This is a genomic window from Faecalibacterium gallinarum (genome assembly GCF_022180365.1).
Taxonomy (GTDB): domain Bacteria; phylum Bacillota; class Clostridia; order Oscillospirales; family Ruminococcaceae; genus Faecalibacterium; species Faecalibacterium gallinarum.
On record NZ_BQKV01000037.1, the window covers coordinates 13,473 to 29,007 of the forward strand.

The 15,535-nt window shown below is 62.1% G+C and carries 17 protein-coding genes and 1 riboswitch; all 17 genes read left to right on the forward strand.

Translation table 11 applies throughout. The features are described 5' to 3' along the window. Positions 1-75: 75 nt before the first annotated feature. Complete coding sequence (locus JCM17207_RS06290; RefSeq protein WP_238316770.1) at positions 76-1,380, forward strand: BaiN/RdsA family NAD(P)/FAD-dependent oxidoreductase; 1,305 nt, start codon at positions 76-78, stop codon at positions 1,378-1,380. Positions 1,381-1,385: 5 nt separating this feature from the next. Then, positions 1,386-2,051: a (d)CMP kinase gene (cmk, locus tag JCM17207_RS06295; RefSeq protein WP_238316771.1), complete on the forward strand. Its 666-nt coding sequence runs from the start codon at positions 1,386-1,388 to the stop codon at positions 2,049-2,051. A gap of 21 nt (positions 2,052-2,072) precedes the next feature. Continuing rightward, on the forward strand, positions 2,073-2,714 hold the full coding sequence (locus tag JCM17207_RS06300; protein ID WP_238316772.1) for a lysophospholipid acyltransferase family protein: 642 nt from the start codon (positions 2,073-2,075) through the stop codon (positions 2,712-2,714). 65 nt (positions 2,715-2,779) lie between these two features. Continuing rightward, complete coding sequence (locus JCM17207_RS06305) at positions 2,780-4,690, forward strand: bifunctional 4-hydroxy-3-methylbut-2-enyl diphosphate reductase/30S ribosomal protein S1 (RefSeq protein WP_238316773.1); 1,911 nt, start codon at positions 2,780-2,782, stop codon at positions 4,688-4,690. 82 nt (positions 4,691-4,772) lie between these two features. Further along, entirely contained in the window at positions 4,773-5,279 is a 507-nt protein-coding gene (locus JCM17207_RS06310; RefSeq protein WP_238316774.1) for a GtrA family protein, read from the forward strand. Between the two features lie 91 nt (positions 5,280-5,370). Then, positions 5,371-5,514, forward strand: a complete 144-nt coding sequence (locus tag JCM17207_RS06315) for a hypothetical protein (RefSeq protein ID WP_238316775.1) — start codon at positions 5,371-5,373, stop codon at positions 5,512-5,514. A gap of 22 nt (positions 5,515-5,536) precedes the next feature. Continuing rightward, positions 5,537-6,202 (forward strand): deoxyribose-phosphate aldolase, encoded by a 666-nt coding sequence (gene deoC, locus JCM17207_RS06320; protein WP_238316776.1) that lies wholly within the window; start codon positions 5,537-5,539, stop codon positions 6,200-6,202. Between the two features lie 100 nt (positions 6,203-6,302). Further along, positions 6,303-6,404: riboswitch (SAM riboswitch) on the forward strand. Positions 6,405-6,516: 112 nt separating this feature from the next. Next, positions 6,517-7,668 (forward strand): methionine adenosyltransferase, encoded by a 1,152-nt coding sequence (gene metK / locus JCM17207_RS06325; RefSeq protein WP_238316777.1) that lies wholly within the window; start codon positions 6,517-6,519, stop codon positions 7,666-7,668. A 199-nt stretch (positions 7,669-7,867) separates the two neighbouring features. Next, the gene (locus JCM17207_RS06330) at positions 7,868-9,016 is read left to right on the forward strand and encodes a ribose-phosphate pyrophosphokinase (RefSeq protein WP_238316778.1); all 1,149 of its coding nucleotides are present in this window, start codon (positions 7,868-7,870) and stop codon (positions 9,014-9,016) included. A 168-nt stretch (positions 9,017-9,184) separates the two neighbouring features. After that, positions 9,185-9,592, forward strand: coding sequence for a sigma factor-like helix-turn-helix DNA-binding protein (locus JCM17207_RS06335; protein WP_238316779.1), 408 nt, complete (start codon positions 9,185-9,187; stop codon positions 9,590-9,592). A 33-nt stretch (positions 9,593-9,625) separates the two neighbouring features. After that, the gene (ffh, locus tag JCM17207_RS06340) at positions 9,626-10,969 is read left to right on the forward strand and encodes a signal recognition particle protein (RefSeq protein WP_238316780.1); all 1,344 of its coding nucleotides are present in this window, start codon (positions 9,626-9,628) and stop codon (positions 10,967-10,969) included. A 110-nt stretch (positions 10,970-11,079) separates the two neighbouring features. Further along, a complete protein-coding gene (gene rpsP, locus JCM17207_RS06345) occupies positions 11,080-11,322 on the forward strand; it encodes a 30S ribosomal protein S16 (protein ID WP_238316781.1) in 243 nt (80 codons plus the stop codon). Between the two features lie 15 nt (positions 11,323-11,337). Continuing rightward, on the forward strand, positions 11,338-11,571 hold the full coding sequence (locus tag JCM17207_RS06350; protein WP_238316782.1) for a KH domain-containing protein: 234 nt from the start codon (positions 11,338-11,340) through the stop codon (positions 11,569-11,571). Positions 11,572-11,646: 75 nt separating this feature from the next. Further along, complete coding sequence (gene rimM / locus JCM17207_RS06355) at positions 11,647-12,180, forward strand: ribosome maturation factor RimM (protein ID WP_238316783.1); 534 nt, start codon at positions 11,647-11,649, stop codon at positions 12,178-12,180. 3 nt (positions 12,181-12,183) lie between these two features. Further along, complete coding sequence (trmD, locus tag JCM17207_RS06360; RefSeq protein ID WP_238316784.1) at positions 12,184-13,041, forward strand: tRNA (guanosine(37)-N1)-methyltransferase TrmD; 858 nt, start codon at positions 12,184-12,186, stop codon at positions 13,039-13,041. 212 nt (positions 13,042-13,253) lie between these two features. Next, positions 13,254-13,517: an HPr family phosphocarrier protein gene (locus JCM17207_RS06365; RefSeq protein ID WP_238316785.1), complete on the forward strand. Its 264-nt coding sequence runs from the start codon at positions 13,254-13,256 to the stop codon at positions 13,515-13,517. A gap of 102 nt (positions 13,518-13,619) precedes the next feature. Continuing rightward, positions 13,620-15,482 carry an excinuclease ABC subunit UvrC gene (gene uvrC / locus JCM17207_RS06370; RefSeq protein WP_238316786.1) on the forward strand — a complete coding sequence of 621 codons (1,863 nt, stop codon included), beginning with the start codon at positions 13,620-13,622 and terminating at the stop codon, positions 15,480-15,482. Positions 15,483-15,535 lie beyond the last annotated feature (53 nt).

The window sequence follows — 15,535 nt, forward strand, 5'->3', positions numbered from 1 at the left end:
GGTAAGATAAACTGGAGACACTGTTCGACAGAGAAAAGCAGCCGGGCCGAACCCCGGCAGAAAGGGGATCGGATTTTGGCGGAAGTTATCATCATCGGCGGGGGTGCAGCGGGCCTGATGGCGGCCGGCGCGGCAGCGCGGCAGGGCCACCGGGTCACGGTGCTGGAGCACACCGGCAAACCGGGGCAGAAGATCCTGGTCACCGGCAAGGGCCGCTGCAACCTGACCAACGACTGCGGTGAGGAGGAGTTTCTGCGCCATGTGCGGACGAATCCCCGCTTTTTGTATTCGGCGCTGGCGGCCTTTCCGCCGGCCAAAACCATGGAGCTGTTTGAGAGCCTGGGGGTCGCCCTGAAGGTAGAGCGGGGGCGCCGGGTGTTCCCGGTGTCCGACAAAGCCGAGGAGATCCGCCAGGCTCTGCTGCGGTATGCCAAAGAGGCAAAACTGGTGGAGGACGGGGCCGCCGAGCTCTTGCTGGAACCGGTTGTGACGCCGCCGGAACCGCTGGAAGAAAGCGCCGCCAGCAAGAAAAAGAAGGGGAAAAAGACCCCCGACTTCCGCTGCGTGGGGGTAAAAGGGACTTCCGGCCGGGTCTACCGGGCCGAGGCAGTGCTGGTGGCCACCGGCGGACTCAGCTACCCCACCACCGGCTCCACCGGGGACGGCTACAAGCTGGCCAGACAGGCCGGCCACACCATTGTGGACCCGGTGCCCAGCCTGGTGAGCCTGGTGTCCCACGACCCGGACTGCAAAAAGATGATGGGTCTCGCCCTCAAGAATGTGAATTTGACCCTCTTTGAGGATCAAAAAGCCATCTTCTCGGAACAGGGAGAGATGCTCTTCACCCACTTCGGGATCAGCGGCCCTTTGACCCTCAGCGCCTCCAGCCATCTGGGGGATATGAAAAAGCACCGCTACCATGTGGAGATCGACCTGAAGCCCGCCCTGGACGAGGAGACCCTCTACGACCGGATCACCCGGGATTTCGCCCTGCTTTCGAACCACGCGGCCCAGGGGGCCCTGGTCAAGCTGCTGCCCGCCAGCATGCAGCCGGTGATGGTGGCCCGGTGGGGGATCGACCCCGCCACCCGGGCCAACCAGATCACCCGGGAGCAAAAGCGGGAGCTGGTGCGGCTGTGCAAACACTGGGCGGTGCCCATCGACGCCCGGGGCGATTTGGCCCACGCGGTGATTACATCGGGGGGCGTATCGGTGCGGGAGGTGGACCCCCGCACCATGGAGAGTAAAAAGGCCGCCGGGCTCTACTTTGCCGGCGAGGTGCTGGACGTGGACGGCTACACCGGCGGCTATAATTTACAGATTGCGTTCAGCACGGCCCAGAGCTTTGCCCGGGGGCTGAACCAGGAGAGGAGCTTATAAAGAGAATGTATTCCATCGCCATCGACGGCCCCGCCGGGGCCGGCAAATCCACCCTGGCCCGGCGGCTGGCCAAAGAGCTGGGGTATATTTATGTGGACACCGGGGCCATGTACCGGGCCATCGGGCTGTATGCCCTGCGGGCGGGAGTGGACCCCGCCGACGCCGCCCGGGTGGAGGGGCTTTTGCCCCGGATCGCCCTCCGGCTGGAGAACCCCGCCGGGGCACAGCGGATCTACCTGAACGGCGAGGATGTGAGCGAGGCCATCCGGGCCGAGCAGGTGGGGATGGCCGCCTCGGCGGTGGCCGCCCACCCGGTGGTCCGGGCCTTTTTGCTGGATTTGCAGCGGGGGATGGCCCGCACCCAGAACGTCCTGATGGACGGCCGGGACATCGGCACCGTGATCCTGCCCGACGCCAGCGTCAAAATCTTCCTCACCGCGTCCCCCGAGGCCCGGGCCCGCCGCCGCTGGCTGGAAAACAAGGCCAAGGGGATCGAGGAGGAATACGAGGCGGTGCTGGAGGACGTGAAAAAGCGGGACTATCAGGACAGCCACCGGGCGGCGGCTCCTCTGCGCCAGGCCGAGGACGCCATTCTGGTGGATACCTCCGAGCTGGATTTTGACCAGAGCTTTGAAACCTTAAAAAAGATCATTGCGGAAAAGCTGGGCTGACCGCAGGACAGGATGGAGAAAATGCTGTATTATATTGCTATCCCGGTGGCCTGGCTTCTGTGGCACATCGGCTTCCGGATTCAGGTCATCGGGCGGGAGAATCTCAAAAACCGGGGCACCAAAGGGTTTATCATCGCCCCCACCCATATCTCGGCCATCGACCCGGTGTTTGTGGTGCTGGCCCGGTTCTGGGGCAAACGGATGATGGTCTTTGCCAAAAAAGAGCTGTTCGAGATGAACGCCTTCATCACCTGGTTCATCCGCCAGTGCGGCGCGGTGATGGTCCGGGGCACCCGGGACGAGGTGGACACCATGAACGACACCATTGAATACTGCCGCAGCGGCGGCGGGCTGCTGATCTTCCCCGAGGGCACCCGGGAAAAGGAAGGGGAGCTGATCCCCCCCAAAAGCGGCGTCTTTGTGGTGGCGGCCCAGGCCGGGGTGGATGTGATCCCCTGCCGGGTGCTCTACGACACCCCCGACGGACGGATGAAACTCTTCTGCCGGGTGCGGGTGGTCTTTGGCCCGGCCATGCCGGCCGAGCAGTTCGCCATGGAGGGCCGCCGGGACACCAAGAAGCTCCGGGCCAACAAACAGGCCCTGCTCACCGCCTGGGAGACCCTGGGGGAGGCCAACGCTTTCCCCCCGCGGGCGGCGGTTTGACTGGAAAAAGCCCCCGGACGAATCAAACCGCCCGGCGGCGCGTACACTAACCAGGGTGACACAAGATGAAGATATTGTTAGCCAAGACGGCGGGGTTCTGCTTTGGGGTGAACCGCGCCGTGGAAATGACCTATCAGCTGGTGGACGGGGGGCACAAGGTGGCCACCCTGGGCCCCCTGATCCATAACCCCCAGGCGGTGGCCGAGATGGAAAAGCGGGGGGTGCTGGTGGCGGAGAGCCCCGCCGGCCTGCCCCCGGGGTATGAGGTGGTGATCCGCAGCCACGGGGTGCCCCGCAGCGTCTACGACGAGCTGAGCGAGCGGGGAATCTGCTGGCACGACGCCACCTGCCCCTTTGTCAAAAAGATCCAGAACATCGCCCTCCGGGCCGAAAAAGAGGGGGCTACCCTGCTGGTGGCGGGGGACGCCGCCCACCCCGAGGTTCAGGGCATTGTGGGGCACACCAGCGGCGAGGTCTACGTTTTTTCCGATTTGGCCGGGCTGAAAGCCTGGGCCGGCCCCAAAGACCCCCAAAAACCCCTTTTTGTGGTTGCGCAGACCACATTTCAGGTATCAAAATGGCAAGAATGTTCGGAGTTTCTCAAAAAAGCCTATACAAACGCCGAAATTTTTGATACAATATGTAATGCGACGTGGGCGAGGCAACAGGAAGCGGAAGACCTCAGCCAAAAATGCGACATCCTTGTTGTCATTGGCGGTCATCATTCTTCCAATACCCAGAAGCTGGTCGAGGTCGCCGCAAAGCATACGCGGGCCGTTACGGTTGAAACCGCAAGCGAGCTTCAGCCAGAGTGGTTTGCAGATGTTAAAACGGCGGGCGTGACAGCAGGGGCTTCAACGCCATCGTCTATTATTGAGGAGGTACTTAACAGTATGAGCGAAGAAATCAATGACAGCATGAGCTTTGAGGAGATGCTGAATGCATCTGAGGAGAAGCGTGTTCATGCAGGCAGTATTGTGAAAGGAATCGTGACCAGCATTTCTGCCAACGAGATCCAGGTGGATATCGGTGCGAAGCAGACCGGCTTTGTCAAGCTGAGCGAGCTGAGCGACGATTCCTCCGCCAAGGTCGAAGACCTGGTGAAGGTTGGCGATGAGCTGGACCTCATCGTCGAGAAGGTTATGGATCAGGACGGCGTCATCCAGCTCTCCCGCAAGAAGCTGGCCTCCCGCAAGGGTATGGAAGAGATCGCCAAGGCTGCTGAGTCCGGCGAGGTCGTCGAGGGCGACGTCACCGAGTTCAACAAGGGCGGCGTCGTCGTTAACGTTAAGGGCGTCAAGGTGTTCGTCCCCCGCTCTCAGGCTACCATGCGCCGCGACGAGGACTACACCGCTCTGGTGGGCCAGCACGTCCAGCTGGTTGTCACCGAGTGCTCCGGCCGCAAGATCGTCGGCAGCATCAACAAGGTGACCGCCGAGCAGAACAAGGCCAAGCGCGAGGAGTTCTGGGCCAACGTCGAGATCGGCAAGAGCTACACCGGCGTGGTCAAGAGCCTGACTAGCTACGGCGCCTTTGTTGACATCGGCGGCGTGGATGGCCTGTGCCACATCAGCGAGCTGAGCTGGAACCGCATCAAGCACCCCTCCGAGGTTGTCTCCGTTGGCGACACCATCGAGGTTTATGTCAAGGACATCGACACCGAGAACCACAAGGTTTCCCTGGGCTACAAGAAGGCCGAGGACAACCCCTGGGAGCAGCTGAAGAACAACTACCCCGTGGGCAGCACCTTCCACGCTCCGGTTGTGTCTCTGACCAAGTTCGGCGCTTTCGTGCGCATCCTGCCCGGTGTGGACGGTCTGGTCCACATCAGCGAGATCAGCAACGAGCGCGTTGAGAAGGTCTCCGACGCTCTGAAGGTCGGCGATATGGTCGACGTCAAGCTGCTGGATGTTGACTTCGACAAGAAGCGCATCAGCCTGTCCATGAAGGCCCTGCTGAAGGAGGACGAGGAGTAATCCTCCCCGCCATCCCCACTGCATGAATCCCACAGCCCCGTTGCCGGATGTCGGCGGCGGGGCTGTTTTGGTATCAGAAACCATGAAAAAAGAATTCGAGGCGCACCGCCCCGCCGCCCGCTGGCTGGCGGAACACGGCGAGGTGCTGCGGTATCTCTTCTTCGGGGTGCTGACCACCCTGTTAAACATCCTGCTCTATGGGCTGTTTTTAGCCCTGTTCGGCTACCAGGCCGCCAACAGCTGGGGCAATGTGCTGGACAACGCCCTCTGCATCCTCTTTGCCTACGCCACCAACCGGGCCTTTGTCTTTCGCAGCCGGGCCCGGGGCCGGGCCGCCGCCGCCGAGTTCGGCAAATTTGTGGCCTGCCGCCTGGGCACCATGGCCCTGGATACGGCCGTCATGATCGCCGGGGGCAACTGGCTGGCCGCGCCGGGGGCCGCCCTGGTGGGGGCGGTGCTGGGCCGCTGGCTGGGCCCCGGCCAGGCCCAGGCCCTCTGGGGGCTGGGGGTCAAGGTTTTTTCCAACGGGCTGGTGATCCTGCTCAACTACCGGTTCAGCAAACGGATTATCTTCCGCCCGAAAGGGTAAAACTGGGGTTTATCCGGCTTTTCTTCGTCCAACGCGGGCCCGCGCCCGCTTGCATCCACCAACCGAACCATCTGAAACGGAGGTAACCGCCATGCTGCAAAGATTCAAAGGTTTCGCATTCCTGATTTCCGGCCTGGTGCTGGGAATCATCGGCGCCGTGGTGTCCATCACGGCCATCGTGCTCAGCGCCGTGGGGATGGCCAAGTCCCACCGGGCCCGCAAGAGCCGCGTCTGAAAACTGAACCGGAGGTAAAACTATGACCCGACAAGAAATTCTGGCCCATGTGGACCACACCCTGCTGAAACCCGAGGCCACCTGGCCCCAGATCCAGGCCCTCTGCGACGAGGCCGTCGAAAACAAGACCGCCTCCATCTGCATCAACACCTGCTACGTCAAGCAGGCGGCGGAGTATCTGGCGGGCCGGGTGCCGGTCTGCTGCGTGGTGGGCTTCCCCCTGGGCGCCATGGACACCGCTTCCAAGGCGTTCGAGGCCAAGACCGCCATCGCCAACGGCGCCGAGGAAGTGGACATGGTCATCAACATCGGCCGGCTGAAAAACGGCGAGTACGACGCCGTCCGGGAGGATATCCGGGCCGTCAAGGAGGCGGTGGGGGACAAGATCCTCAAGGTCATCATCGAGACCTGCCTGCTGACCGACGCCGAGAAGGAGAAGATGTGCGACATCGTCTGCGAGGCGGGGGCCGATTACATCAAGACTAGCACCGGCTTCTCCACCGGCGGCGCCACCTTCCACGACATCGAGCTCTTTGTCCGCTGCGTGGCGGGCCGCTGCAAGGTCAAGGCCGCCGGCGGCATCTCCACCGTGGAGGATATGGAAAAGTTCCTCGAACTGGGGGCCGACCGTCTGGGCACCAGCCGGGCCGTCAAGCTGCTCCAGGGCGAGGCCGGCGAGGGTTATTAAGAGACTGTGAAAAATTCGGCGTTCTGTATAAAAATCTTTCGATGATTCTTGACAAAATGCCGGTCGGATGGTACAATACCCTCGTAAAAAACTGAATACCGACTTATCAAGAGTGGCAGAGGGGACAGGCCCTGTGAAGCCCGACAACCTGCGCGCAACCCGCGTAAGGTGCCAAATCCTGCGGGAAACCGGAAGATAAGAGTGCGACGCTCAGAGCCTTCGGGTTCTGAGCGCTTTTATTTTCTCCCGAGCTTGATCGGCTGTGTATGAAGCGGAACGAAACACCCCATTTTGAAAACACGGAGGAAAAATTGATGGACAAGTACTTTTTCACCTCGGAGTCTGTGACCGAAGGCCACCCCGATAAAATCTGCGACCAGATCTCGGACGCCATCCTGGACGAGATCCTGCGCCAGGACCCCGACGCCCGGGTAGCCTGCGAGACCTGCGCCTCCACCGGCCTGGTCCACATCATGGGCGAGATCACCACCAGCTGCTATGTGGATTTCCAGAAGCTGGTCCGCGAGGTGGTGGCCGACATCGGCTACACCCGCGCCAAGTACGGCTTTGACGCCGACACCTGCGCCGTCATCTCCAACATCGACGGCCAGAGCCCCGATATCGCGCTGGGCACCAACGACGAGGTGGGCGGCGCCGGCGACCAGGGCATGATGTTCGGCTACGCCTGCAACGAGACCCCGGAGCTGATGCCCATGCCCATCAGCCTGGCCCACAAGCTGGCCAAGCGGCTGACCGAGGTGCGCAAGAGCGGCCTTCTGCCCTACCTGCGCCCGGACGGAAAGAGCCAGGTCACCATCGAGTATGTGGACGGCAAGCCCACCCGGGTGGAGGCCGTGGTCATCTCCAGCCAGCACAGCGATAGCGTCACCACCGAGCAGCTGCGGGCCGACATCATGGAGCAGGTCATCCGGGCCACCATCCCCGCCGAGCTGCTGGACGAGAACACCAAGTATTTCATCAACCCCACCGGCCGTTTCGTGGTGGGCGGGCCCCAGGGCGACACCGGCCTGACCGGCCGCAAGATCATCGTGGACACCTACGGCGGCTATGCCCGCCACGGCGGCGGCGCCTTCTCGGGCAAGGACCCCAGCAAGGTGGACCGCTCCGCTGCGTATGCGACCCGCTGGGTGGCCAAGAATATTGTGGCCGCCGGTCTGGCCGACAAGTGCGAGGTCCAGGTGGCCTACGCCATCGGCGTGGCCAAGCCCGTCTCCATCATGGTGGACACCTTCGGCACCGGCAAGGTGGAGAACGCCAAGATCGAGGCCGCCGTGGAGAAGGTCTTTGACCTGACCCCCGCCGCCATCATCCGGGACCTGGATCTGCGCAAGCCCATCTACCGTCAGCTGGCCGCCTACGGCCACATGGGCCGGGAGGATCTGGGCGTCAAGTGGGAGAACACCGACCGGGTGGAGGCTCTGCGGGCTGCCGTGGCCGCACTGTAAAGAGCCGGTAAAAACTCTGTCTGTTTTTGTCAAAAACAGACAGACGTGCACAGAAATCACAAAAACAGCTGTGCAAGGCGCAGAAAATGAAAAATCCTGCTGGCAGGGCGCGAAAAATGTGTTAAAATGAGAACGGTTGTACACTTCACAGATCCCGCTTTGGAAATCTGATTGAGAGCAAACAAAAGGAGCTTATTTTATGTCCAATATGATTGGTGCCAAGGATTTTTTTGCTGAGGGCAGCAGCGTCGCCGACCTGCGCCTGCTGGCCTGCCCCGGTGCGGAGGAGCTGACCAACCTGATCGACCGTCATCTGGTGGATTGGGCCAAGGAAGCCGATCCTACCCTGGAAAAAGATACCTTCATCATCCCCTGTGACTGCCCCCGCTTCCAGAGCGGCGACGCCAAGGGCATCGTAAAGGAGTCGGTGCGGGGCGACGATATCTTCATCGTCGTGGACCCCGGCAACTACAGCGTCAGCTATAAGCTGTTCGGCTACGAGAACCACATGTCCCCGGACGACCACTTTGCTAACCTGAAGCGCCTGATCCAGGCCGTGGCCGGCAAAGCCCACCGGGTCTCGGTCATCATGCCCAGCCTCTACGGCGGCCGCCAGCATCGCCGCACCGTCCGGGAGAGCCTGGACTGCGCCGTGGCCCTGCAAGAGCTGCAGAACATGGGCGTGCAGAACATCATCACCTTTGACGCTCACGATCCCCGCGTCCAGAACGCTGTGCCTCTGCTCAGCTTCGACAACGCCATGCCCACCTACCAGGTCCTGAAGAACCTGCTGAAGAAGATGCCGGACCTCTCCTTCGACAAGGAGAAGTTCATGGTGGTCAGCCCCGACGAGGGCGCCATGAGCCGGAACATGTACTTCTCCAGCGTGCTGGGCTGCAACCTGGGCATGTTCTACAAGCGCCGCGACTACACCACCGTGGTCAACGGCCGCAACCCCATCGTGGCCCATGAGTACCTGGGCGAGTCGGTGGAGGGCAAGACCGTCTTTGTCGCCGACGATATCATCGCCTCCGGCGAGAGCATGCTGGAAGTGGCCCACGAGCTGAAGGCCCGGGGCGCCAAGCACATCATCGCCGACGCCACCTTCCCCCTCTTCACCTCCGGCCTGGACAAGTTCGACAAGGCCTACGCCGAGGGCGTGCTGAGCTGCGTGGTGGGCACCAATCTCACCTACCGCAAGCCCGAGCTGCTGGAGCGTGACTGGTACCTGGATGTGGACGTCTCCAAGTACGCCGCCTACTTCGTGGTGGCTCTGAACCACGATATGTCGGTCTCCGCCATCGCCGACCCCATCAAGAAGATCGAGGCTCTGCTGGCCAAGCGCTGAGAGATCCATCTGTGATTTGCCCCGGGGGCTGCCCTTATGCAGCCCCCGGGGTTTTTGCGGGCAAAAAGCGGGATTTTCGGGCGATACAGCAAAGAAAACCCTTGACAAGGGGCGGGGAGTCTGCTATAATCCCTCCGTAAAGCTAAAAAACTTTACAACAGGGCCGGAATGGAGGCTGGAGCGGTGGCCAAAAATCCCAAAAATCTGGAGATGGGGTACCTGCTCGACTTCTACGGCGAGGCCCTGACCGAAAAGCAGCGGGAGATGCTGCGGCAATATTACAACGACGATTTTTCCCTCAGCGAGATCGGGGATAACTTCGGGATCACCCGCCAGGGGGCGCGGGACGCCATCAAACACGGCGAGAGCGCCCTGCTGGAGCTGGAAGCCAAGGTGGGCTTCGCGGCCCGGTACCGCCGGGTGCAGCAGAAGCTGGAAGAGCTGGAACAGCTGGTGATCGACACCCGGTTTGAGTGCACGGGGGCCCATTCGGGGCTGACGGCGGCGGATTTCGCCGCGGCGCTGACCCGGATGCTGGAGCTGATCCGCTCCATCGACGAGGCGAACGAGAGCTGAGCCCCCCATCATACAGAGAAAGGACAGCCCAAGATGGCATTTGAATCCTTAACCGACCGCCTGGCCGGTGTGTTCAAAAAGCTGCGCGGCCACGGCAAGCTGAGCGAGGCCGACATCAAGGCCGCCATGCGCGAGGTGCGGATGGCCCTTTTGGAGGCCGACGTCAACTACAAGGTGGCCAAGGACTTCTGCGCCAAGGTGTCGGAGCGGGCCATGGGCCAGGAGGTCATGGAGAGCCTGACCCCCGCCCAGCAGGTGGTCAAGATCGTCAACGAGGAGCTGACCGCCCTCATGGGCGGCGAGGAAGCCGCCCGGGTCCAGCTCAAGAGCAAGGGCCAGACCGTCCTGATGCTCTGCGGTTTGCAGGGCAACGGCAAAACCACCCACGCGGCGAAACTCGCCAAATACTACATCAAGCAGGGGCATCACCCGCTGCTGGTAGCCTGCGACATCTACCGCCCCGCCGCCATCGAACAGTTGAAGGTGGTGGGCGGCCAGGCCGGCGCGCCGGTCTTTGTGCTGGAAGGGGAAAAGCCCCCCGTCATCGCCCAGAAGGCCCTGAGCTACGCCCGGGACCGGGGCTATGACATCGTCATCCTGGATACCGCCGGCCGTCTGCAAATCGACGACGTGCTGATGCAGGAGCTGGTCCAGATCAAAGAGCGGGTGGAGGTGGACGAAACCCTGCTGGTGGTGGACGCCATGGCCGGCCAGGACGCCGTCAACGTGGCCCGTACCTTCCACGAGAAGGTGGGGATCGACGGCATCATCCTCACCAAGACCGACGGCGACACCCGGGGCGGCGCGGCCCTCTCGGTGCTGGCGGTCACCGGCAAACCCATCAAGTTCCAGGGCGTGGGCGAAAAGCTGGACGACCTGGAGGTGTTCCACCCGGCCCGGATGGCCAGCCGGATCCTGGGCATGGGCGACGTGCTCAGCCTGATCGAGAAGGCGCAGGAAAACGCCGACGAGAAGCTGGCCGAGGAAACCGCCCGCCGGATGATGGAAAACAAGTTCGACATGAACGACATGCTGGCCCAGTTCGCCCAGATCAAAAAGATGGGCGGCGCCTCCGCCATGCTGAGCATGATGCCCGGCGGCGCGGGGATCGACCCCAGCCAGGTGGATGAGAAATCCCTGGCCCGGATCGAGGCCATCATCCTCTCCATGACCCCCGCCGAGCGGGAAAAACCCGAGATCATCAATCCCAAGCGGAAGCGCCGGATCGCCGCGGGCAGCGGCACCCGGGTGGAGGACGTGAACAAACTCCTCCGTCAGTTTGAGATGATGCAGAAGATGATGAAGCAGCTCAAAAAGAGCCCCAAGGGCTTCGCCCGGCGGCTCAGCGGCATGATGGGCCGGAGAGGCGGCTTCTAACACACCCCAAGGTATAGACCCCAGCCCCCGTGGGCCCCGGGTTTTTACAAATAGAATTCGGCCCCACGGGGCCACAAAACAAAATGTAACTTTCAGGAGGATATTTTATTATGGCAGTTAAGATCAGACTGCGCCGCGTTGGCGCCAAGAAGGCTCCCTTCTACCGTGTTGTCGTTGCCGACAGCCGCTTCCCCCGCGACGGCCGTTTCATTGAGGAGATCGGCACCTACGATCCCAACCAGGAGCCCTCTGTCGTGAAGATCGACGCTGAGAAGGCCAAGCAGTGGATCGCCAACGGCGCACAGCCCACCGATACCGTGCGCGTCCTGCTGAAGAAGTCCAACATTCTGTAAGCGGAGGGCGGTCTCATGCAGGAGCTGTTGCTGGCCGTTGCCCGCGGTCTCGTAGAGGATAAGGACGCTGTCCGTGTGACGGCGGACGAGCCCCGTGAGGACGGCACCGTCGTCTACCACCTGAGCGTGGCAGAGGGCGACATGGGCCGTGTCATCGGCAAGCAGGGCCGCATCGCAAAAGCCATTCGTGTGGTGATGCGGGCGGCTGCTGTCCGGGTCAACGAAAAGATCCTTGTCGAGATCGACTGAACCAACCTTTGCAGGCCCTTTGCCCTCGGCGGCAGAGGGCCTTTGCTGTATGATTTTATAAGACAGGAGAAGCAGATGCAGCAGTATCTCGAAGCAGGCAAAGCCGTCACCACCCACGGGGTGCGGGGCGAAATCAAGATGGAACTCTGGTGCGACGGGGTGGACTTTCTCCGCCCGGTGCCCCGGCTCTACCTCTCGGACAAGGGGGGCCGCAGCCTCAAGCTGACCTCCATCCGGCCCATGGGGCGGATGGCCCTGGTGAAGTTCGAGGGGGTAGAGGATATGGACGCCGCCCGGGCGTTGCAGGGCCAGGTGTTCTACTTTGACCGGAACGACGCCCAGCTCCCCGCCGGGCGGTGGTATGTGGCCGACCTGATCGGCTGCGAGGTGCGGGACGCCGACACCGGCAAGGTCTACGGCGTGGTGACCAATGTGGACCACCCCGGCGCCCAGGATATCTACACCGTCAAGGCCCCGAACGGCAAGGAGTATATGTTCCCCGGGGTGGACGCCTTTTTGAAGGAGCGGAACCCGCCGGAGGGGTATATCACCGTCACCCCCATCCCGGGGCTTTTGGACGACGGCGGCGTCAGCGAGCGGGAGGATTGAGCCATGGGTATGCGGGTAGACATTGCGACCCTTTTCCCCGAGATGTGCCAGCAGGTGCTGGACACGAGCATCCTGGGCCGGGCGGCCCAGCGGGGGTATATTGAGACCCACTGCCACCAGATCCGGGACTACACCCTCAACCGCCAGAAGCAGACCGACGACTATCCCTACGGCGGCGGCTGCGGCATGGTGATGTACGCCCAGCCCATCGCCGACTGCATCCGGGACATTCAGGCCCAGGTGGCTGCACAGGGCCGCCCGGCTCCGCATATCGTCTTTATGACGGCGGGGGGCGCCCGGTACAACGAGGAACACGCCCGCCGCCTGGCCCAATACGACAGCCTTCTGCTGGTCTGCGGCCACTACGAGGGGATCGACGAGCGGGTGATCGAGGCCTTCGCCGACGAGGAACTCTCCATCGGGGATTATATCCTCACCGGCGGCGAGCTGGCCAGCCTGGTGGTGGCGGACAGCGTCCTCCGGCTTCAGCCCGGGGTGCTGGCCGAGCAGAAGGGCTACGAGGAAGAGAGCTACTGGAACGACCTTTTGGAGTACCCCCAGTACACCCGCCCCGAGGTCTGGGAGGGCCGCGCCGTGCCCCCGATCCTCCTCAGCGGCAACCACAAAGCGGTGGACGATTGGCGGGGCCAGCAGAGCCGGGAACGGACCAAATTACGCCGCCCGGATTTGTGGGAGAAATACCTGGCCGCCGGAGGCTGGGACGGCACCCCCAAACCCAAGAAACCCAGCCGCCACCGGAAGAAAAAACCGGCCCCGGAAACGGTAACAGCCGCCCCTGAAACGGCCCCCGAAACCGCCCCCGAGGCCCCGGTCACCCCCCCGGAACCGGAAAATTGTTGAAAACTTTTGTATGCACCCGCCAACGAATGGGAATAACTTTTATGAAAAAGGCATAATTAGAGCAAAAGAGCCCGGATTGGATTGGGAAAACCGACAAAAATACAAAAAGCCTCTGTACAAGCGAGGCCCCTTGCGTTAAAATAGTTACAATGTAGCAGGTGTGGCACACAATTGCATCACCAAAAACGATAAGAGATAGGAGCGTTTTTACTATGTATGTGAAAGAAGTTACCGTTGAAAATCAGGTTGGTCTGCATGCTCGTCCGGCTACCTTTTTCATCCAGAAGGCCAATGAGTTCAAGTCTTCGATCTGGGTTGAGAAGGAAGAGCGCCGTGTGAACGCAAAGAGCCTGCTGGGTGTGCTGAGCCTGGGCATCGTGGGCGGCACCAGCATCCGCATCATTGCCGACGGTGTGGATGAGCAGGCTGCTGTGGATGGCCTGATCAAGCTGGTGGAGTCCGGCTTTGCTGAGTAATCCACACAAAGGATTGTTTTGGAGAGAGGGCGGGAACCTTGTTCCGCCTTCTTTTTTATTTTCGGCCCCTTTGGGGCAGAGTAGAGGGGAGGGGGTGCCGGAATGACCAAAGCCGAACTGTACCAGAAAGCCTGCATGCTGCCCATGCTGCCCGGGGTGTATATCATCCGGGACAAGAGCGACACCATCATCTACATCGGCAAGGCCAAGCGGCTGCGGGTGCGGGTGAGCCAGTATTTCCGGGAGGGGGTGCCCCACGACAACAAGGTCACCCAGATGATCGCCCACGCCTATACCTTTGACGTGATTGTCTGTCAGAGCGAGTTCGAGGCCCTGGTGCTGGAAGCCAGCCAGATCAAGGCCCACACCCCCAAATACAACATCCTGCTCAAGGACGGCAAGGGCTACTCCTACATCAAGATCACCCGGGAGGAATGGCCCCGTCTCTCCTTCGCCCTCCAAAAGGACGAGGACGGCGCCGAGTACATCGGCCCCTATACCTCGGCCTTTGCGGCCCGGGAGATGGCCGAGAGCGCCATGGACGCCTTTCTGCTGCCCCGGTGCAATAAGCGTTTCCCCCAGGACATCGGCAAGGGCCGCCCCTGCCTGAACGCCCACATCGGCAAGTGCATGGGGGTGTGCAGCGGCAAAATCAGCTGCGAGGAGTACAACCAGGCGGTGAAAAACGCTGCCCGGCTGATCCGCTACGGCAAAAAGGAAATCCTGAAAACCCTCCATCAGCGGATGGAGGAGGCCGCCGAGCGGCTGGAATTTGAGACGGCGGCCCTGCTGCGGGACCAGATCGCCGCCATCACCAAGCTGTCCGCCGGGCAGAAAGTCGTCGTGGACCCCGACGTGGAGATGGACGTCATCGCCCTGGCGGGCACCCCCCGCAGCGTCTGTGCGGCGGTGCTCCGGTTCCGGGAGGGGCGGCTCACCGACAAGCGGGAGTTTGTCTTTCACGACACGGCGGACGTGGACGCGGTGCGGGAGGAGTTCCTGCCCCGGTATTACCTGGACGACGAGCAGGTGCCCCGGGTGGTGGCGGTGGACGCCCTGCCCCCCGACGCCGACGCCCTGCGCCAGGCCCTGAGCGAGAAGCGGGGGAGCGAGGTCCAGCTCTACATCCCCCAGCGGGGGGACAAGGCCCATCTGATCGAGATGGCCCATACCAACGCGGTGGAGCGTCTGGCCCGGGAGAGCGGCCGCTACGCCCGGGAGGAAAAGCTGCTGGACGAGCTGGCCCAGGTGCTGGGGCTCTCCGCCCCGCCCCAGTGGATCGAGAGCTACGATATCTCCAACTGGGGCGATGGTTCCAGCGTCTGCGGCATGGTGACCTTCCGGGAGGGGAAACCCTATAAACCCGGGTACCGCCGGTTCAAGATCCAGACGGTGGCGGGGACGGACGACTACGCCTCCCTGGCCGAGACCATGACCCGCCGGGCCGCCGAGTACGACAAATACGCCGCCCTGGCGGCGGAGGGGAACCCCAGCGAAAATGCCTTTGGAAAAAAGCCGGATCTGTTCCTCATGGACGGCGGCAAAGGCCAGGTCAGCGCCGCCCGCCAGGCCCTGGCGGGGACAGCCCTCGCGGACGTGCCCCTCTACGGCATGGTGAAGGACGACCACCACCGCACCCGGGCCATTGTGGACAGCGCCGGGCGGGAGATCGCCATCAACATGAATCGGGGAACCTTCACCTTCATCACGGCGATTCAGGACGAGACCCACCGTTTTGCCAACGAATACCGCAAACAGCAGATGAAGAAAAAGAGCTATTCCTCCACCCTGACCGAGATCCCGGGCATCGGCCCCAAGACCGCCAAAGCCCTTTTGACCCAGTTCAAGACGGTGGGGGCGGTGAAGGAAGCCACCCCCGACCAGCTGGCCCAGACCCCCGGGGTGGGGGGCCAGACCGCCCAGACCATCTACGATTATTTCCACCCCGCAGAAGCAGGGGAATGAGAGAAGAAAAAGCCTCCGATCTAACGATGCTGTGAAGATTATAGATTGTGTTT